At 66.8% G+C, this 19,148-nt stretch carries 21 protein-coding genes and 1 pseudogene; 4 read left to right on the forward strand and 18 right to left on the reverse strand.

Annotated features, from left to right (window positions below; translation table 11 throughout):
• Positions 1-36: 36 nt before the first annotated feature.
• The 4 genes and pseudogenes from G6N28_RS05840 to G6N28_RS05855 all read right to left on the reverse strand — a co-directional run bounded on the left by G6N28_RS05840 (position 37) and on the right by G6N28_RS05855 (position 3,101).
• Positions 37-891, reverse strand: a complete 855-nt coding sequence (locus tag G6N28_RS05840; protein WP_179962023.1) for a mycofactocin-coupled SDR family oxidoreductase — start codon at positions 889-891, stop codon at positions 37-39.
• 55 nt (positions 892-946) lie between these two features.
• Positions 947-1,036 (reverse strand): annotated as a pseudogene (locus G6N28_RS05845) (arginine deiminase family protein); the annotation flags it as partial.
• Positions 1,033-2,187, reverse strand: coding sequence for an amino acid permease (locus G6N28_RS05850; protein ID WP_235674473.1), 1,155 nt, complete (start codon positions 2,185-2,187; stop codon positions 1,033-1,035). The gene G6N28_RS05850 and the pseudogene G6N28_RS05845, both read right to left, overlap by 4 nt.
• A gap of 74 nt (positions 2,188-2,261) precedes the next feature.
• Positions 2,262-3,101: an SHOCT domain-containing protein gene (locus G6N28_RS05855; RefSeq protein WP_163898027.1), complete on the reverse strand. Its 840-nt coding sequence runs from the start codon at positions 3,099-3,101 to the stop codon at positions 2,262-2,264.
• A gap of 72 nt (positions 3,102-3,173) precedes the next feature.
• Here G6N28_RS05855 and G6N28_RS26985 point away from each other — a divergent pair, with 72 nt between their 5' ends.
• Together G6N28_RS26985 and G6N28_RS05860 are read left to right on the forward strand one after the other, a co-directional pair.
• Entirely contained in the window at positions 3,174-3,680 is a 507-nt protein-coding gene (locus G6N28_RS26985) for an MFS transporter (RefSeq protein ID WP_235674474.1), read from the forward strand.
• Positions 3,681-3,695: 15 nt separating this feature from the next.
• Positions 3,696-4,565, forward strand: coding sequence for an MFS transporter (locus G6N28_RS05860; protein WP_235674475.1), 870 nt, complete (start codon positions 3,696-3,698; stop codon positions 4,563-4,565).
• Here G6N28_RS05860 and G6N28_RS05865 read toward each other — a convergent pair.
• The 8 genes from G6N28_RS05865 to G6N28_RS05900 form a co-directional block, all read right to left on the reverse strand.
• Positions 4,531-5,376: a cutinase family protein gene (locus tag G6N28_RS05865; RefSeq protein WP_163905876.1), complete on the reverse strand. Its 846-nt coding sequence runs from the start codon at positions 5,374-5,376 to the stop codon at positions 4,531-4,533. The genes G6N28_RS05860 and G6N28_RS05865 overlap by 35 nt on opposite strands.
• Before the next feature lie 147 nt (positions 5,377-5,523).
• Entirely contained in the window at positions 5,524-6,714 is a 1,191-nt protein-coding gene (gene tuf, locus G6N28_RS05870; protein WP_163898030.1) for an elongation factor Tu, read from the reverse strand.
• A gap of 87 nt (positions 6,715-6,801) precedes the next feature.
• Positions 6,802-8,907: an elongation factor G gene (gene fusA, locus G6N28_RS05875; RefSeq protein WP_163898033.1), complete on the reverse strand. Its 2,106-nt coding sequence runs from the start codon at positions 8,905-8,907 to the stop codon at positions 6,802-6,804.
• A gap of 99 nt (positions 8,908-9,006) precedes the next feature.
• On the reverse strand, positions 9,007-9,477 hold the full coding sequence (gene rpsG, locus G6N28_RS05880; RefSeq protein ID WP_046750834.1) for a 30S ribosomal protein S7: 471 nt from the start codon (positions 9,475-9,477) through the stop codon (positions 9,007-9,009).
• The gene (rpsL, locus tag G6N28_RS05885; RefSeq protein ID WP_128109365.1) at positions 9,477-9,851 is read right to left on the reverse strand and encodes a 30S ribosomal protein S12; all 375 of its coding nucleotides are present in this window, start codon (positions 9,849-9,851) and stop codon (positions 9,477-9,479) included. The genes rpsG and rpsL overlap by 1 nt, the downstream gene beginning before the upstream one ends.
• 289 nt (positions 9,852-10,140) lie before the next feature.
• On the reverse strand, positions 10,141-10,746 hold the full coding sequence (locus G6N28_RS05890) for a TetR/AcrR family transcriptional regulator (RefSeq protein ID WP_163898036.1): 606 nt from the start codon (positions 10,744-10,746) through the stop codon (positions 10,141-10,143).
• A gap of 86 nt (positions 10,747-10,832) precedes the next feature.
• Positions 10,833-11,318 (reverse strand): DUF3558 domain-containing protein, encoded by a 486-nt coding sequence (locus G6N28_RS05895; RefSeq protein WP_407664940.1) that lies wholly within the window; start codon positions 11,316-11,318, stop codon positions 10,833-10,835.
• 98 nt (positions 11,319-11,416) lie between these two features.
• Positions 11,417-11,950, reverse strand: coding sequence for a DUF3558 domain-containing protein (locus G6N28_RS05900; RefSeq protein ID WP_163898042.1), 534 nt, complete (start codon positions 11,948-11,950; stop codon positions 11,417-11,419).
• Positions 11,951-12,038: 88 nt separating this feature from the next.
• Here G6N28_RS05900 and G6N28_RS05905 point away from each other — a divergent pair, with 88 nt between their 5' ends.
• Both G6N28_RS05905 and G6N28_RS05910 read left to right on the forward strand, forming a co-directional pair.
• A complete protein-coding gene (locus tag G6N28_RS05905; protein WP_163898045.1) occupies positions 12,039-12,413 on the forward strand; it encodes a DUF3060 domain-containing protein in 375 nt (124 codons plus the stop codon).
• Entirely contained in the window at positions 12,410-12,808 is a 399-nt protein-coding gene (locus G6N28_RS05910) for a DUF3060 domain-containing protein (RefSeq protein WP_163898048.1), read from the forward strand. The genes G6N28_RS05905 and G6N28_RS05910 overlap by 4 nt, the downstream gene beginning before the upstream one ends.
• Positions 12,809-12,900: 92 nt before the next feature.
• Here the strand turns inward: G6N28_RS05910 and G6N28_RS05915 are convergent, their stop codons facing one another.
• From G6N28_RS05915 to G6N28_RS05940, 6 genes are all read right to left on the reverse strand, one after another.
• A complete protein-coding gene (locus G6N28_RS05915; RefSeq protein ID WP_163898051.1) occupies positions 12,901-13,665 on the reverse strand; it encodes a crotonase/enoyl-CoA hydratase family protein in 765 nt (254 codons plus the stop codon).
• Positions 13,662-14,375 (reverse strand): PaaX family transcriptional regulator C-terminal domain-containing protein, encoded by a 714-nt coding sequence (locus tag G6N28_RS05920; RefSeq protein ID WP_235674476.1) that lies wholly within the window; start codon positions 14,373-14,375, stop codon positions 13,662-13,664. Before G6N28_RS05920 ends, G6N28_RS05915 begins: the two co-directional genes overlap by 4 nt.
• A gap of 20 nt (positions 14,376-14,395) precedes the next feature.
• Complete coding sequence (locus G6N28_RS05925; protein WP_163898057.1) at positions 14,396-15,334, reverse strand: crotonase/enoyl-CoA hydratase family protein; 939 nt, start codon at positions 15,332-15,334, stop codon at positions 14,396-14,398.
• Between the two features lie 67 nt (positions 15,335-15,401).
• Complete coding sequence (locus tag G6N28_RS05930; protein ID WP_163898060.1) at positions 15,402-17,030, reverse strand: acyl-CoA dehydrogenase family protein; 1,629 nt, start codon at positions 17,028-17,030, stop codon at positions 15,402-15,404.
• Positions 17,031-17,081: 51 nt separating this feature from the next.
• Entirely contained in the window at positions 17,082-18,278 is a 1,197-nt protein-coding gene (locus tag G6N28_RS05935; protein WP_163898063.1) for a phosphatase PAP2 family protein, read from the reverse strand.
• Positions 18,279-18,351: 73 nt separating this feature from the next.
• Complete coding sequence (locus G6N28_RS05940) at positions 18,352-19,104, reverse strand: deoxyribonuclease IV (RefSeq protein ID WP_163898066.1); 753 nt, start codon at positions 19,102-19,104, stop codon at positions 18,352-18,354.
• Positions 19,105-19,148 lie beyond the last annotated feature (44 nt).

Raw genomic sequence — 19,148 nt, forward strand, 5'->3', positions numbered from 1 at the left:
TGTGTCCCCCACCCCCTTGATGAGGCGCGTGGGCGGTCAGTACTTCATCGTGCCGCGGTCGACGGCGATCTGGCTGCCCGAGATCGTCGCCGACGCGTCGCCGGCCAGCCACGCCACCACGTTCGAAACCTCCTCGGCCGTCAGAAATTCCTGCAGCCCCTTCTTGCCCTGGTGGTTGACCGGCTGGTACGGCATCGGCGCGAAGCTGTGGATGAACGACGGGTGCTTGGCGAACAGCGCCATCATCGCGTCCTTTTCCACCATCGGGGTGTCGATCGAATACGGGTGAATGGAGTTGACCCGGATGCCGAATTCACCCGCCTCCAACGCAAGTGAGTTCGTCAGCGCGGTCAGACCGTGCTTGGACGCCGCATAGTGGGCGTTGCCCGGGGTGGCCTTCAGCCCGGCCGAGGAGCTGACGATGATGATCGAGCCGCCGTTTCCCGCCTCGATCATCGCGGGCACCGCGGCACGCAGGGTGCGCCAGGTGCCGTTGAGGTTGACGTCGATGACGGTGTTCCACTGCTCTTCGGACATCTCCCAGATCCGGCCCCAGCTCAGCACCCCGGCGTTGGCCACCACGATGTCGAGCCGGCCGAACTGCTCGACGCCGTCGGCGACCACCTGTTGCAGTGCGGCCAGGTCGCGAACGTCGACCTGGCGGGCCAGCACCTTGCGGCCGGTGGCCTCCACCGCCCGCACCGTCTCGGCCAGTTCCTCCGGGCTGGCCAGCGGATAGGTGATGGTCTCGGAGATCGGGCCGCAGATATCGATCGCGATGATGTCGGCGCCGTCGTTGGCCAGCCGGATCGCATGCGCGCGGCCCTGACCGCGGGCGGCTCCCGTGATGAATGCCACTCGCCCGGTCAGGGGACCGTCAGATGCCGTCACCGCTGCTCCTTTCGGGATGCTGCGGACCAGGCTAACAGCCGAACTGAAACGTGTTCTAGTCCAGGGGGTCGCGGGCGATCGGGCACGTCATGCAGTGCCTGCCGCCGCGGCCACGGCCGAGTTCGGCCCCCACGATCGTGATCACTGATTTCGAGCGCGCCGGTGGCCAACGACACCACGCCCACCACCGCGCCGACCACGATCACCCCGAACAGCACCGCCTGCCGGGCGGAACACTTGCAGCCCGCGTTCCCGGCGCGCCTTGAAATACAGCGCGGCGGCCGGCGCGTACAGGATGCAGGACAGCAGCAGCTTGTCCATGCCGGCGGCATAGAGCAGAAACAACGTGTACGCCGTGGCGACGGCGGCGGTGATCATGTCGGGGACAAGGGACTTGCCGTCGCCGTAGGTCTCCCGCGTCGCCGTCAACTTCAGCGCATAAGCCGTCGCGAGTAGAAACGGGATCAGCGACAGCGCGGCGGTCAGGTCGAGCATGAAATCCAACGCGTAGGAGGCGGACAACAGCGCCACCAGCAGCAGCGACGTCAGCGCCGCGGCCATGATCAGTGCGGTGACGGGTGCTCCGTGGCGGTTGGTGCGGCGAGGAAGCGGGGCATGTCGTCTGACCTGGCGGGAATGTAGAACACCTCGGCGGCCATGAGCGTCCACGCCAGATAGGCGCCGAGTACCGACACGATCACCCCGACGCGGATCAACACCGAACCCCAGTGCCGACCACGGATTCCAGACCGACGCCATAGATGGCTGGCTGACGTTGGCGAGTTCGTCTTGCGGCATCACACCGTAGGACACCAGTGTCACCAGCGCAAAGACACTCAACACGCTAAGGAACCCGACGACGGTGGCGCGTCCGACGTCTTCGCGCTTGCGGGCCATCCGCGAGTAGACGCTGGCGCCTTCGATACCCAGGAAGACGAACACCGTGATCAGCATGGTGCCGGTGGCCTGATCCCACAGCGCGCCGAACGAGTAACCTTCCGTGCCCCAGAAGTTGTCGGCAAACACGTCGGCCTCGAATGCGATGGCGACGATCACGATAAACATCAGGATCGGCACCACTTTGGCGATCGTGACGATGTAGTTGATCACCGCGGCGTCCTTCACACCGCGCATCACCAGAAAAGCGAACAGCCACACGCCGATCGCCGACACCACCACCGCGAGCACCGTGTCCCCTGCGCCGAACGCGATCGAACTACCGATCAGCACCGCGAGGGCGATCAGAGGGATGAGCGCGTCACTCAGCGACGCAGAGCGAACCTGCTGGTCCGTCATCACCGCGCGCCCTGATTGGCGTGCCACGGCACGGCAGGACGGTATCAGCTCGACAAGCGCTGCGCTGAAAGAGTTTACAGATCGGCCAGAATTTGCTGGCGTTTGGCGGCGTACTCATCCTCGGTGATTGCACCGGTGGCGCGCAGCGTCTCGAGCTCCTGGAGGCGTTGCGCGGTCGACGGCTCCGGCGGGGTCAGCACCGCCCCGGGGGTCTGCGTTTGGGCTACCGGAGCCTGCTGCGCCGGTGTCGGCTTTGCGACCGCACGGCGGACTATATCCTGAACCTGTTGTCGCGCAACAGGATTGGATCGCAGGTCGATCATGCTGTTAAGCGCGATGTTGTGGGTTTTGAGGATCTGCAGGATCTCCATCAACGGACCGACCTGGCCGCTGAGGTCATAGCTGGTGTTGTCCTCGGCGAGGGTGAAGTTGGCGGGCATCATGCCGCTGACCAAACTAGACCGCTCCCAATCGATTTGATACTCGTTGGTCATCGGGTCCACGATCGCGACCAGCTTGCGACTGGTGATCATCGGCAACCGGGAGATCGAGGCGAGCACCCGGTCCTGGCTGGCGAACGGGGCGATGCCCGGCCCGGAGATCTGCAGATCGAGCTTCACCAACGGCTGTTCGTTGATGCGCGTACCGGTTTCGTGGATACCGACGACTTGGGCGAGCGCCAGCACGCCGGTCTGCTCCAGCGCCGCGGTCTTGGCCTGCTTTGTCGCCCCCGCGGCGGTGATCCCCAACGCGATCAACACATCCATCGCGGTGATGAGCAGACCGATCCAGAACATCCACTGCAGCATCGGGTCGGCGCCCATGGCGAAGTAGACGATCAGAAAGATCGGCCCCACGATGCCGCACAGCAGCACGAACGCCTGAATACGGAGGTAGCGCCAGAAGGTGGACATGGCCGGCTCCCGTCGTCGCACGGATGCCTAGATTATCGCCATTGAACGCGATGTGCGCCGTATCGTCGATCAGTGCCGTCGACCGAACCCACGCAAGCGCTGTGGACCTTGGTCGCCGTCTCGGTTGCGCTGTTCTGCGTGCAGATCGACTACTTCGCGATGAACCTCGCGCTACCGCGGATGGCATCCGAGTTCGGCACCACGGCGACCGACCTGCAGTGGATCATCAGCGTGTACATGCTGACGCTGGGGGCCTTCATGGTGCCCGCGGGCCGTATCGGCGACATCTACGGGCGCCGGCGGGCGTTGTTGGCCGGGGTGGCGCTGTTCGGCTTGGCATCGGCCGCATGCGCGCTGGCGCCGTCGGTGACCGTGCTCATCGTCTTTCGCGCGGTACAGGGCCTGGGCGCGGCGCTGATCTTCCCGGTCTCGATCAGTGTGCTGACCAACGCTTTTCCCGCGGCGAAGGCCGGCCACGCCATCGGATTGGCTTACGGCATAGCGGCTTTGGGAAACGCCAGCGGCCCGCTGGTCAGCGGCCTACTCACCGACACCGTCGGCTGGCGGTGGATCTTCTGACTGAACCTTCCACTTGTGCTGGCCTGCCTGGTGGTCGGCGCGTGGAGCATCGCCGAGTCGCACGACCACACGGTGCCCCGACGTCTCGACATCACCGGTCTGGCTCTGATCACGGTCGCAATCGGGTTGTTCACGTTGACGTTTGACCGTGCACCGAGCTGGGGGTGGCTCTCGGGGTCCACGCTGCTGTTGTTCGCCGGTGCCATGGCGGCAATGACCGGGTTCGTCCTCGCGGAGAACAAGATCCGCTGGCCCCTGGTCGACCTGTCCCTGGCCAGAAACCCGAAGTTCGTGATTCTCGTGGTCGTTGGCACCATTTCGAACATCGCGTACGCTGTGACGATTTTTCTGTCCACGCTCTACCTGCAGCAGGGGCGGGGACTCGACCCGCTGACCGCAGGACTGGTGTTTCTCGGCGCGTCGGCCGGCGCGGCGCTCGGCGGGGTGTTGTCGGGCAGGCTCGCCGCCACCCGCCCGCCGGTTCCGGTCATGGGTGCAACAACCGTGATCGCCGCCCTGTGCCTGGCCACGTTGGCCGCCTCCGATGGTTGGCTGCTCTACCTGCCTGCGCTCACGGCGTGCGGCTTCACGCTCGGCCTGGTGTATGCGTTCACCACCGTGGCGACCCAGGCGGCGGTTCGCCCCGAGCGCGCGGGCGAGGCCGCCGGCGTGACGCTGACCGCGATGGTGACGATCGGCGGCGTCGGCGTCGCGGTCTCCGCGACCGTACTGGAGATGCTGCAGCGCAGTGGAATGACGACGGCGGGTGCCGTCGACGTCATCGTCGTCGCGCTGGCGGTGTTGCTGCTGCCGGCCGGGGCAGCGGTCCTGCTGTCGGCCCGCCGACAAGCTACGAAGTCTGCGTCGTCGCGCCCAGCGGGGTGACCGGCTGCGCCTGCGATGCGCCGGGCGCCGGGCCGAGGAGCTCATAAAGCGGCTGTGTCCACCGGTATCCACCTGCGGAGGTGATGTAGCTGGTGTGGATCACCATCGAGACCTTCGACACCTCATCGGCGTCGGGGTCGTAGTCGCAGACCGCGTCGCCGAGTTCGCACACGCTGACGGTGCGGCTGCCGATGGCGGGAGGCAGCGGCGCAGGGGCACCCGCAAGGATGGGCCAGTCCTGCGCGACGCCCTTTCCGGCGCCGGGAACCGACGTGACGGAACCGATGTTGAGCGTGGGGTCGGCGGGCAGGCGATCGCCGTCGGCGATGAGCAACGCGGCCGCCATATTCGGGTTGGCGCCGAGGGTGTGCAGGTTGCGATGCACCACCATCGCGCCCTGCGAGTAACCCGCGAGCACGACCTTGGTGCTGGGGCAGCGCTGGGTGAAGGCCGCGTACTGGGCGCCGAGCGCCTCCGCGCCGGCGTCGACGCTGTCCATGAAGCCGAGCCAGTCACCGATGCCGGCGTCCTCGTCAGGCACGGCGACGGCGGGGTACACGACGGCCTCGGCCGTCATCGTGCGCCCGTCGCGCTGCACCAGCCGCTGCAGATCGAGATAGGACTGGTAGACGTCGTCGCCCATGCCCGCGTTGGCGCTCATGTGCCCGTCGCGCTGGCCGGAGCCCGCGGCACCGAACCAGTGCACGTCGGGGCATCCGGGATCGGCGTGCGCGACGGCTGCGGACAGACCAACGAAAGCGGCGCTCGCGATCGCGGCGGCGCTGGCGAGCGTGGTGATACGGCGGAACAACAAACCCCAACCCTTCCATCCCCCGAATGGGACATTCGGGTGGTTAATCGCCGCGGCGGACCCATGCGTTACGCCTGCACGCTCGAAACGCAACACACGCAAAACGGCGCCCACCCGAAGGTGAGCGCCGCTTCGCGCAGGCCGAACCTACTTGATGATCTTCGTGACCCGGCCGGCGCCGACGGTACGGCCACCCTCGCGGATGGCGAACCGCAGACCCTCGTCCATGGCGACGGGCTGGATCAGCTTGACGGAGATGTCGGTGTTGTCACCGGGCATCACCATCTCGGTGCCCTCCGGCAGCGTCACCACACCGGTCACGTCGGTGGTGCGGAAGTAGAACTGCGGACGGTAGTTGTTGAAGAACGGCGTGTGCCGGCCGCCCTCGTCCTTGGACAGGATGTAGACCTGACCCTCAAACTCGGTGTGCGGCGTGGTGGTGCCGGGCTTGGTCACAACCTGCCCGCGCTCGACGTCCTCACGCTTGATGCCGCGCAGCAGCAGACCGACGTTGTCACCGGCCTGGCCCTGGTCGAGCAGCTTGCGGAACATCTCGACACCGGTGACCGTGGTCTTGGTGGTCTCCGGGCGGATGCCGACGATCTCGACTTCCTCGTTCACGTTGATCACGCCGCGCTCGACACGACCGGTGACCACGGTGCCGCGGCCGGTGATCGTGAAGACGTCCTCGACGGGCATCAGGAACGGCTTGTCGGTCTCGCGAACCGGGTCCGGGATCGACTCGTCGACGGCGTCCATCAGCTCCTCGATGGACTTGACCCACTTCTCGTCGCCCTCGAGCGCCTTCAGAGCCGACACGCGGATGACCGGGGCCTCCTCGTCGAAGTCCTGGGCGGCCAGCAGCTCGCGGACCTCCATCTCGACGAGCTCGATGAGCTCCTCGTCGTCGACCGCGTCCGACTTGTTCAGCGCCACCAGGATGTAGGGGACGCCGACCTGGCGGGCCAGCAGCACGTGCTCGCGGGTCTGCGGCATCGGGCCGTCGGTCGCGGCGACCACCAGGATCGCGCCGTCCATCTGGGCGGCGCCGGTGATCATGTTCTTGATGTAGTCGGCGTGACCGGGGGCGTCGACGTGCGCGTAGTGACGCTTCTCGGTCTGGTACTCCACGTGGGAGATGTTGATCGTGATACCGCGCTGCCGCTCCTCAGGCGCATTGTCGATCTGTTCGAACGCGCGCGACTCATTCAACTCGGGCCACTTGTCGTGCAGAACCTTGGTGATTGCTGCGGTGAGCGTGGTCTTGCCGTGGTCAACGTGACCAATGGTCCCGATGTTGACGTGCGGCTTCGTCCGCTCGAACTTCGCCTTCGCCACTGTGGTGTCCTCCTGGACTGTGTTGGTGCTTGGTAAGCAGTTTGATCTTTACAGTTATGCGGTCCCGCCAAGTCGGCAGGTCAGAATTTACTGACCTGTCGCCTTCGCGATGATCTCCTTCGACACGTTCGCCGGAACCTCGGCATACGAATCGAACACCATGGAGTAGTTCGCCCGGCCCTGGGTCTTCGACCGAAGGTCTCCGACATAGCCGAACATCTCCGACAACGGCACCAGCGCCTTGACGACGCGAGCACCGCTCCGCTCCTCCATGGCCTGGATCTGACCACGGCGGGAGTTCAGGTCGCCGATCACGTCACCCATGTAGTCCTCGGGTGTGGTCACTTCGACCGCCATGATCGGCTCGAGGATCACCGGCTGAGCAGCCTGTGCGGCCTTCTTCAGCGCCTGTGAACCTGCGACTTTGAACGCCATCTCCGACGAGTCCACCTCGTGGTAGGCACCGTCGAGCAGGGTGAGTTTCAAGTTCACCAGCGGATAGCCGGCCAGCACGCCGTACTGCATGGCGTCCTGGGCGCCGGCGTCCACCGACGGGATGTACTCCCGCGGGATGCGGCCGCCGGTGACCTTGTTCTCGAACTCGTAGGTCGCCCCGTCCTCGCCGGTGAACGGCTCGATGGTGATGATGACCTTCGCGAACTGACCGGAGCCACCCGTCTGCTTCTTGTGGGTGTACTCGACGTTCTCGACCTTGCGCTTGATCGTCTCGCGGTAGGCCACCTGCGGCTTGCCGACGTTGGCCTCGACCTTGAATTCGCGCTTCATCCGGTCGACCAGGATGTCGAGGTGCAGCTCGCCCATGCCGCCGATGACGGTCTGGCCGGTCTCCTGATCCAGGTGCACCTTGAAGGTCGGGTCCTCTTCGGCGAGTTTCTGGATCGCCGTGCCGAGCTTTTCCTGGTCGCTCTTGGTCTTGGGCTCGATGGCCACCTCGATCACCGGATCGGGGAACGTCATCGACTCCAGCACGATCTGCTCGTTCGGATCGCACAGGGTGTCGCCGGTGGTGGTGTCCTTCAGGCCGATCACCGCATAGATATGCCCAGCGGAGGCCCGGTCAACCGGGTTCTCCTTGTTGGCATGCATCTGGAACAGCTTGCCGAGCCGCTCCTTCTTGCCCTTGGTGGCGTTGATGACCTGGGATCCGGATTCCACCGTGCCGGAGTACACCCGCACGTAGGTCAGCTTGCCGAAGAACGGGTGCACCGCGATCTTGAACGCCAACGCCGAGAACGGCTCGTCCACCGACGGCTTGCGCGAGAGCTCCTCGTCCTCCTTGCCGGGCACGTGACCGCGCACCGACTCGACGTCCAGCGGCGACGGCAGATAGTCGATGACGGCGTCGAGCATCGGCTGCACGCCCTTGTTCTTGAACGCGCTGCCGCACAGCACCGGGTAGACCTCGCTGGACACCGTCAGCTTGCGGATCGCGGCCTTGATCTCGGCGACGGTCAGCTCCTCGCCGCCGAGGTACTTCTCGAGCAGCTCCTCGTCGGTCTCGGCGACCGCCTCGAGCAGCTCGCCACGGTACTGCTCGGCCTTGTCGGCCAGCTCGGCCGGGATGTCGACGGTCTCGTAGGTCTCGCCGAGCTTGGTCTCGCCGCGCCAGATCTTGGCGTTCATCTCAACCAGGTCGACGACGCCTTCGAAGTCGGCCTCCGCGCCGATCGGCAGCTGGATCACCAGTGGCTTGGCGCCCAGGCGGTCCTTGATGGTCTGCACGGTGAAGTAGAAGTCCGCGCCGATCTTGTCCATCTTGTTGACGAAGCAGATGCGCGGCACGTCATACTTGTCGGCCTGGCGCCACACCTGCTCGGACTGCGGCTCGACACCTTCCTTACCGTCGAACACCGCGACGGCGCCGTCGAGCACGCGCAGGCTGCGCTCCACCTCGACGGTGAAGTCGACGTGGCCGGGGGTGTCGATGATGTTGATCTGGTGGTCGTTCCAGAAGCACGTCACCGCGGCGGACGTGATCGTGATGCCGCGTTCCTGCTCCTGCTCCATCCAGTCGGTGGTCGACGCGCCATCGTGCGTCTCACCGATCTTGTAGTTGACACCGGTGTAGTACAGGATGCGCTCGGTGGTCGTGGTCTTACCGGCATCGATGTGCGCCATGATGCCGATATTGCGGACCTTGTTGAGGTCGGTCAGCACGTCCTTCTGTGCCACAGAAGTCTTCTCTTTCGCTTAGTTCGCTTGCTTGCTGTCAGTACCCGACCGCGGGGCCGGATGAGGCCGCCGCAGCGGCTCCCGCGCGCCGGCCCACATCTACCAGCGGTAGTGCGCGAAGGCGCGGTTCGCCTCGGCCATCTTGTGGGTGTCCTCGCGCCGCTTGACGGAGGCGCCGAGACCATTGCTGGCGTCGAGGATCTCGTTCGCCAGACGCTCGACCATGGTCTTCTCCCGGCGCTGCCGCGAGAAGTTCACCAGCCAGCGCAGGGCCAATGTGGTGGAGCGGTCAGGACGCACCTCGACGGGCACCTGATAGGTCGCACCGCCGACGCGGCGGCTGCGGACCTCGAGGGAGGGTTTGACGTTGTCGAGGGCGCGTTTGAGGGTGATGACCGGATCCGTTCCGGTTTTGTCCCTGGCCTGTTCGAGCGCACCATAGACAATGCGCTCGGCCAGCGATTTCTTCCCGCGCACGAGAACTTTGTTCACCAGTTGGGTGACCAGCTGCGACCCGTAGACCGGGTCGTTCACCAACGGACGCTTAGGCGCGGGTCCCTTCCGCGGCATCAGCTCTTCTCCTTCTTGGCGCCGTAGCGACTGCGTGCCTGCTTGCGGTTCTTCACACCCTGCGTGTCGAGCGAACCGCGGATGATCTTGTAGCGCACACCCGGCAGGTCCTTCACACGACCGCCGCGCACCAGCACCATGGAGTGCTCCTGCAGGTTGTGGCCCTCACCCGGGATGTAGGCGGTGACCTCGACCTGGCTGGTCAGCTTCACGCGCGCGACCTTGCGAAGCGCCGAGTTCGGCTTCTTCGGGGTGGTGGTGTACACGCGGGTGCACACGCCGCGGCGCTGCGGGCTGCCCTTGAGGGCGGCGACGCGCACCTTGCCCGGCTTGTCACGGCGCCCTTTGCGGACCAGCTGCTGGATGGTTGGCATCTACCGGCTTTCTGTGATTCTCTGCTGTTGTCTAAGTCTCTGTACTGCAGTTATGTCCCGTTCACGTACCCCGCGATCGGGTGTGTCGCGCACGCCCGCCTGACAATCCGAAGGCATTGCCGAATTCTCAGGGCTGGCGACGCGCGAATTTGCCCAGCATGCAGGCTGCTACGGAATTGCGTTCCGCCGCAGGCGCCTTATCTGCCAGGCACGATCGTCCACAATACCAGGGCAGCCCGCGCCGAACCAAACTCGTCGGACAGGCCCTTCCCGCAGGTCAGACCATAGCTCAGCGACGCTCCATACCGGAAGCCAACCGCATCACCATGTCGGTGAACACCGCATCAGTGTCGATGCCGTCCATCGCCCCGGTCATTTCCAGTAGCACGAAGCCGTGCATCGCCGACCAGAACTCCAGCGCCGCGTAGAACGCGTCCTCGCCGTCCAGCCCGTAGGAGGCCAGCACGTCGATCACGGGTGCGGCGGCCTCCCGGGTGGCCGCGGTGAACTCGGGGTCGTCACCGCCCAGCGGCATCCGGGTGAACGCCGAGTACCGGCCCGGATGGTGGTGGGCGTAGCTGCGGTAGACGCTGGCCATCACCATCACGGCGTCGTCGCGGGTGCGGCCCTGCCCGGCGGTGTTGAGCATCCCGATGATGTCGCCGACGACCCGCATCCGCACCGTGCGCCGCAGGTCGTCGAGGCTGTGCACGTGGTTGTAGAGCGACGGGCCCTTGGTGCCGAGTTGGTGGGCCAGGGCGTTGATCGTCAACGCGTCCCAGCCCTCCCGGTCCAGGAAGGTCAGCGCGGCGTTGACGATGGCTTCGCGGCTGAGCCTCGCAGGTCGGCGCCCCGTGCGGGCCGGTGGAGACTGCGACTCCGGCTGGACTGCCATGCGCTTCTCCTCAGTCGGCGCGAAACCCCGGAAAAGGGGCAGCGCAAAATTAACACCTCTAGTTTTACCTGGTCGCAGTGGCTCAGTCAGTTCACCCGCTGCTGGCTGAGCTCGGCGAGTCGTTCGGTGATCGAGCACAGATCGGGCAGCATCGCCGGGTTCATGGTCTGGATCGACCAGGTGATGACGTCGTCGCCCTTGGCCACGTAGATGCTGCAGGCATTGCCGTCGTAGGCCTTGAAGCCCTTGTTGCCGTCGACCGACAGTTCCTTCAGCGTGCGCCCGGCCTGCTGCTCCAGCGACCGCTCGGTGTCCATGTCGCTGCCGCGGTACCACCACGTCGAGATGCCCATCCCGGCGCCGATCGTGCCGAGCACCGAGTTCTCCTGCCAGAAACAGCCGGTGTGGCTGACGACGGTCTTGGTGAACATCGCCGGGCCGGCGGCCTCGGCGATGTCGGCGTCGGTGACCCCGTTGCAGTCGACGCTGTGGAAGCCGGTCTCGGAACCGGTCGCCGTGTGCGTCGGCGCCGACGGCGACTCGGCCGCGCAACCGGCCAGCAGCAGCGCCACCGCCGCCACCGTGTAGACAACTTTCCGGCGAGCAGCCGTGAAAACCCCCTGAAATGGGCTTTTTTGGGGGTTTTCGCGTCTGCTCGCGCGAACGGCGGTCACATTTCCGCCTGCAGGGTGGCCGCCAGCAGCTTCTCGGCGTCGACGCACGGGTCGCCGCCTGCCGGCTCGCGCAGCTGGACCCACCAGCTCAACACCCCGGGGCCGGCCGCCGCGGTGGCCGAACAGGCCGCGCCGGTGACGTCGCGGCGGGCCAGAAACGCCGGGTGCCGTTCGACGACGGTGTCGGTGATCCGGGCGCCGCGCTCGTCGGCCAGGTCCCGCTCCCGGTCCAGGCTGCCGGTTTCGAACCAGGAGAACGTGACGTCGACCGGACCGTCACCGCGCGTCAGCACGTATTGGCAGACCGCGCCGCTGTAGGGCCGCACGATGTGATCGGCGTCCATGGTCTGTTGCACGGTGTCGTCGGCGAGAAGCCCACAGCGGTCGTGGTTGTAGCCGTAGCTGCGGTCGGGATCGGGGACATCGGGCTGGGCCCGCTGCGCGGTCCCGCTAACGGTCTGAGAACAGCTCGCAACGGTCATAGCCGCCGTGACCGCTACGACAGCAACCTGATTGACACGCCAACGCATCGCACCTCACGCTACCCAGCGCCGTGGCCCCTGGCGACTCGTGCGATCCTCCGTCGTCGCTACGCGGTGCCACGTACGCTTGGCTCCCATGATGTCGACTGTTGTGGCCAGGACGCTGACGGCGGCGCTGCTCACCGCGCCGGCGCTGACCGTCGCGACACCCGCGGCGAACGCGGAGTTCGGCGACACCCACGTGACGGGTTTGGGCGTCACCACGACCATCGACTGCCAGAACGCCACCCTGTTCGTCAACGGCGCCAACAACCGGATCACCGCGCTGGGCAGCTGCTGGGCGGTCACGGTTCAGGGCAGCTCGAACTTCGTCGTGGCCGACAACATCGTCAACGACGTCACGGTGTACGGCTGGGATCAGACCGTGCTGTACAAGAACGGCGCTCCGGTGGTGTGGGACCGCGGACGAGAACTCGGAATGACCAACCACGTCGATCGGCTAGTCGCATGAGCATCCGGTTATTGGCCGCCGTAGCAGCCGTCTCGGCCGTCGTCCTCGCGGGCTGCGGTTCGGAGAGCGGCGACACGAACACCCCCACCGCGACCGCGGGCACGTCGGGCGCTCAAGTCGAGATCGGCAACACGATCAACTACGGCTCGTTCGGCACCACCGCCGACATCGACTGTGCCGACGGGAAATCGCTGAACATCGGCGGCTCGAACAACACGCTGACCGTCAAGGGCACCTGCGCGAACGTCAACATCGGCGGGGCCGACAACAAGATCACCTTCGAGCGGATCGACAAGGAGCTCAACGTCGTCGGGCTGAACAACACCGTCACCTACACCGATGGCGACCCGAAGATCAACGACACCGGCCGCGACAACCGCATCAACAAGCCCTAGCTTCTTCTTTCCCTTTTTGCGCGAGCGTGCGTGTCTGAGGGCGACACGCCGTGCTCCAGCCCGACTTTGCGCACGTTCGCGCAGCCCTCGCGCTAGGCGTTGGCGCCGTGCCGTCCGGCGCCGGCCGCGAACCGCGCGGCGCCTTCCAGCGACTCCGCGGCGACGCGTGACAAGCTGCCGAACTCGAAGTCCATCGCCTCGGCCTCCGGTCTGCCCCACTGGTTCAGCACGGACAGCCGGTCGGCGCGCATGCACTGCTGCGGCAGCTTGGCCAGCTCGGCCGCGAGTTCCTCTGCGCGCTGGCGGGATTCGCCTTTGGGCACCACCCGATTGGCCAGCCCGATCGCCAACGCCTCGGACGCGTCGACGCCACGACCGGTGAGGATCAGATCCATCGCGCGGCTCTGGCCGATCAGCCGCGGCAACCGCACGGTGCCGCCGTCGATCAGCGGCACTCCCCAACGCCGGCAGAACACGCCCATGATCGCGTCCTCCTCGACCACCCGAAGGTCGCACCACAGCGCCAACTCGAGCCCACCCGCGACCGCGTACCCGCTGATCGCGGCGATCACCGGTTTCGACAGCACCATCCGGCTCGGCCCCATCGGACCGGGCCCGGTGCGGTGCACGGGGTTGGCGTCGGGGGTGCCAAAGGCCTTGAGATCGGCTCCGGCACAGAATGTTCCGTTGTCCCCCCACAGCACGGCCACGGCCGCCGAGTCGTCGCTATCGAACGCGTCGAACGCCTCGTACAGCTCCGCGGCGGCGGGGCCGTTGACGGCGTTGCGCGCCTCGGGCCGGTTCATGATGACCGTCGTCACCGCGCCGTCGCGCTCGACCCGCACTCCACCGGTCATGTCGCCTCCATCAGTTGTTCGGTGTCGCGCCGCGAACTCAGCTCCGCGGCGAAGCTCGTGTAAGCCTCGCGCAGCGCCGCGCCTGGCCAGTCCTCGGGTAGCAACTCGGCGGGCAGTACGGGATCGGTGAGCAGGTGCCGGACGATGCCGGCCGCGGCGACGAACCGTCCAGGAACGTCCGGGGCCGAACCGATTTCGTCCAGAAGCTCATGACCCGTCGCCGCCCAGCTCGACAGGTCCCACAGCTGCGCGGCGAGGCCCGCCGGGTCGTCATCGCGTGCGCGCATCACCCGCACGTGGGCCAGCACGTCGGCGGGCGAGACCATGTCGAGGTTGTCGGGACGCAGCCATACCCCTTCGCGCAGCTCGGCGAACCGGTTGTGCTGCAACGCGGTCCGCAGCCCGGAGCGGGTGCGGGCGTCGGTGCCGATGCTGGTGATCACCAGCACCGTCCAGTCGCCGTTCCACTCGCGCAGACGCGGGTTCAGCGCGTCGTCCTGGCGGCGCTGACGCGCCAGGAGCCGGTCCGACAGCCGGTAGCCGTCCTGGGAGCGCACCAGGTCGCCCGCGCTGACCATCCTGGTCAACGCCACCCGCACGGTCGACTCTTTGATGCCGAAATCCGCTGTGAGCCTGACGAGTTCACTTGCGGTGGCGCACGCGGGATGCGCGCCGAGCAGTACGCTCAGCACGACGGAGCGCGCCGTCATTCGCGAGAGCTTCGGCATCGCTAGACGTCCGAGGCTTTGCGGCCGTGATCGCCGAACGGCTCGTCACGCTGACGGACCGCCTCGCGGAAGCCGTGTTCGCGGGACCGCGCGACGAACGCGTGCCCCTCCGGGGTGTGGCGGGCGATGCCGTCGAACACCGTCGAGATCATGGCGCTGTTCGCGGTGCCCTGGTTGTACAACGCGGAGTTCATCGCCAGCTTGACCATGATGAGCTGGTTGACCGGCACGGCGGCGATCCGTTCGACCAGCCGCTCGGTGCGCTCGTCGAGTTCCTCTGCCGGCGGCGCCTCGACCGCGAGGCCCCATTCGGCCGCCTGCGCACCGGTGATCGAATCTCCGGTCAGCAGAAGCCGTTTCGCCCGCTGATCGCCGAGCCGATGAGCCCACATCCCCGCCGCCGGGATACCCCACACCCTGGTGGGCGGGTAGCCGATCTTGGCGTCGGCCGCGGCGATCACCTGGTCGGCGTGCAGCGCGATGTCGGTGCCGCCAGCCACGCAATAGCCGTGGATCTTGACCACCGTCGGCTTGTCGGCGTGCATGAGGCTGGCGAAGCCGCGCACGAACCGGCTCATCATCTGGTAGTCGATCATCGGGTCCCACGGCTGATCGGGCAGGTGGTTGATCGCCTGGGTCTTACCGGACAGCACGGTGTCGCGGTACGGGCTGCCGCCGCCCGCCGACGACGACCCCTCGGCGTAGGCCGACAGGTCGAACCCCGCGCAAAACCCCTCGCCCCGACCGGAAACCAGGATCACGTGCACGTTGGGGTCGAGGTCGGCCCGCTCGACCAGTGCCGACAGTTCTAGCGGTGTGTCGGCGACGATCGCGTTGCCCTTCTCCGGTCTGTTGAACGTGATGCGGGCAACCCGGCCCGTCACCTCGTACGTCATCGTCTTCAGGTTGTCGAAGTCGACGGGTCGAATCGCGTGCGTCATGCGCGAGTCACCCTTGTCGGCGAGCTGGGCCCACGCGTCTGCTCGCGGGATATGCGGAATAGAGGGGTCATCCCTTGACCAGTGCCCGCTCGAGGATCGGGCCGAGATCCAGCCCGGTGGGCAGGGTTCCGAACGCACCGCCCCACGCGCCGCCCGTGCGTGTCGCGAGGAACGCCTCGGCGACGGCGGGATGCCCGTGGCGCACCAGCAGCGAACCCTGCAGTGCCAGGCAGATGTCCTCGGCGACCTTGCGCGCCCGGTACTGAATGGTCTCGCCGTCGGACAGCGCCGGACGCAGCGCCTGCACGTGCTGATCCAGCCGCGGATCGGCGCCCGCCGTCGTGCCGAGCTCGTCGAACAGCACGTCGATGCATTCCGGGCGGGTTGCCATGGCGCGCAACGTATCCAAGGCGCTGACGTTCCCGGAACCTTCCCAGATGCCCATCAGCGGCGCTTCCCGGTACAGCCGCGGCATGCCGGAGTCCTCGACATAGCCGTTGCCGCCCAGGCACTCCATCGCCTCGGCGGCGTGCGGGGTGGAGCGCTTGCACACCCAGTACTTGCTGGCGGCAAGGCCGATGCGGCGCAGCAGCGTCTCGCGTTCGTCGCCGCGCACCGCGGCGTCGGTGGCGCCCGCCATGCGCATCGCGACGATCGTCGCGGCCTCGGCCTCGACGGCCAAGTCGGCCAGCACGTTACGCATCAACGGCTGATCGATCAGGTACTCGCCGAACGCTTTTCGATGCTGGGCGTGGTGGATCGCGCGAGCCAGGCCGTTGCGCATGGAAGTCGCGCTGCCAAGGGTGCAGTCCAGCCGGGTGAGGTTCACCATCTCGATGATGGTCTTCACGCCGTTGCCCTCCTCGCCGACCAACCAGGCGATCGCGCCGTCGTATTCGACCTCGCTGGACGCGTTCGCGTGGTTGCCCAGCTTGTCCTTGAGCCGCTGCAGGTACATCCGGTTACGGCTGCCGTCGGGCAGCACGCGGGGCAGCAGGAAACAGCTCAGCCCGCCCGGCGCCTGCGCGAGCACGAGGAAGATATCGCTCATCGGCGCGGAGGTGAACCACTTGTGCCCGGTCAGGCTGTAGCTGCCGAAGCCGTTGGGGGTGGCCTGGGTGGTGCCGACGCGCACGTCGGAGCCGCCCTGCTTCTCGGTCATCGACATGCCCGCGGTGATGCCGGCCTTCTGGGCGGGCACCTTGAGTTCGGGATCGTATTCACGGCTGGCCAGCAGCGGTTCGTAGACCGCGGCGAGCTCGGGATTGTGGCGCAGCGCCGGGACGACGGCGTACGTCATCGAGATCGGGCAGATGTGGCCGGGCTCGGGCGTCCACACCGACGTCTTGGCGGCACGCACGACGTGCGAACCGGGCCGGTCGTCGGCCCATGGCGCGGCGTGCAGGCCGTGGCCGATCGCGACCTTCATGAGTTCGTGGTAGGCGGGGTCGTACTCCACCTCGTCGATGCGGTGCCCGTAGCGGTCGTGGGTGTGCAGGATCGGCCGGTTGCGGTCGGCCAGCTCACCCCAGCGCTGCGCCTGCTGCGAACCCGAGAGCGCGCCGAGTTCGGTGACCTCCTCGAGCCCCCATTCGCCGCCCTCGCGGATCAGCGCCTCGGTGAGCACCGGTGAGGTGGCGGGGTTGTAGTTCTCCAGGGGCGGGACCTGGTTGGTGACGACGTGCGTGTCTGACATAGCGCCACTATTACACTTTTCCGACAACTGCACAATGCACGTAACAACGGGTTAGGCCGGCCGGCCGCAGGTATCCGCGTCGAACTCGGGGGCGTCGTCGAACCCGTCGTTCCCAGGCTCGGCGCTCGGCACCTCGACGCTCGGCACCTCGGGTTCGCTCGCCCGGCGGGCGGTGGGCCGCCATCGGATGTTGACGGCACCGGCGAAACGCCGCGCCTCGAACCGGTTGAGGCCCGTGACGACGACGATGGCCAGCACCCAGCCCAGCAGGATGTCGACGACGTAGTGCTCGGCGGTGTACACCAGCGTGAACGCCATCACCAGCACGTACGTGACCAGCACCGGCCGCCAGCGTCGTTGCACCCGGTTCCACAGGAACATCGCCAACGCCAGCGACAGTCCGGCGTGCAACGACGGGATCGCCGCCACCAGGTTGACGCTGGCCTGCCCCTGGTCGATCAACGCGCTGGCGGAGTGCAGGTTGAGCTTGCCCCACCCGCGCCCGACGATCCGCTCGATCCACGCGTTGGCACCGTCGTGCGCGGTCTGCATCGCGCCGAGCAGGCCGCCGTCGGGCGCGTCGCGCGCGGACCTGAACATGCAGCGGGGACCGGCCGGCCCGCCCTCGACGTCGGCGGCGGTGCAGCGCGCGGCCGCCCAGGGCGGAGCGGCGGGCAGCAGCGCGTAGATGACCAGCGCCGCAAAGGACAGGCCGACGAACAGCCGCACAAACGACTTCCATTCGTCGCGGTTACGCAGCCACAGCACCGCCGCGATCGCGTACGGCAGGATGAAGAACGACATGTAGACCGAGCTGATGAAGATCTCCCACCACGGCGGATGGGGCAGTTTGAGCCGCTCCTGCAGCCATACCGTCGGCACGGTGCCGAAGAACAGCCACCGGTCGGCGTCGATCTGCCAGTGCCACAGCGTCGGTCGCCCGACCAGGTCTGCCGCTCCCCTGCTCAGGTCGTAGGCGACGAGGACCAACGCGAACGGCAGCCAGTCGCGGATGACATAGAGCATCCGGCGGGCCTGACCGATACTGGCGGCCAGCAATCCGGTCGCGATGTAGAGCAGCAACAGCTCGCGGTTGAATGCGAACCCGTCTGTCGCGGTCCGATACACGATGACGACGGCCCAGATCGCGACCGCGATCCGGCGCACGTACTTGAGTCGGCGTTCCCGCGTCTGTTGCGCCTCCAGGGCGTGCTGCGACGCAATTGACGCCTCGTCAACCGCAGACACTCCGTTGAATCTAGTTCACCGGACCGTTATCGCGAGTTCGACTGAGGTTCGGTTAGCAATTCGTAATCAGGCGCTAGCCGACGTGTTCGCGCAGGAAGGCGATGTCGTCCTTGCGCCCTTCGTCCGCGGTTTCGCAGATGACCGGGGCCTCGGCGGCCTTGACCACGGCGACCAGCAACTGCGGGTCGATCTGGCCGGTGCCGAAGTTCGCGTGCCGGTCGGCGCCGGATCCGGCGGCATCGCGCGAGTCGTTGCAGTGCACCAGGTCGATGCGCCCGGTGATGGCCTTGATCCGGTCGACGGCGTCGATCAGCTTTTCGCCGGCCGCCCACGCGTGGCAGGTGTCCAGGCAGAAGCCGATGCCCTTGTCACCGATGTGGTCCCACAGCCGGGCGATGGTGTCGAAATGGCGGGCCATGGCGTGGTCGCCGCCTGCGGTGTTCTCCAGGTAGACGGGAACGTCGGTCTCGAGGTAGTCCAGCGCCTTGACCCAGCGCTCGAAGCCGGCCTCCCAGTCCTTGTCGTCGGCGTGGCCGCCGTGCACGATGACCGCGGTCGCGTTGATGTCCGCGGCCGCGTCGCAGGTGTCCTGCAGGATCTTGCGCGACGGGATGCGCACCCGGTTGTTGGCCGACGCGACGTTGATGAGGTAGGGCGCGTGGACATAGATCGGCATGCCCGACGCCTTGAGCACCTCGGCGTCCTCGCGCGGCTTGGGTTTCTTCCAGCTCTGCGGGTTGCCTAGGAAGATCTGCACCACGTCGGCGCCGTCAGCCTCCGCGGCGGCCAGGGGGTCGTCCGAGCGGACGTGCGAACCGATGAGCACGAGGCCAGTCTAGGCAAGCCGTCCGACAGCACGCCGAGGGTCGC

It is taken from the genome of Mycolicibacterium pulveris (assembly GCF_010725725.1).
Classification (GTDB): Bacteria; Actinomycetota; Actinomycetes; order Mycobacteriales; family Mycobacteriaceae; genus Mycobacterium; species Mycobacterium pulveris.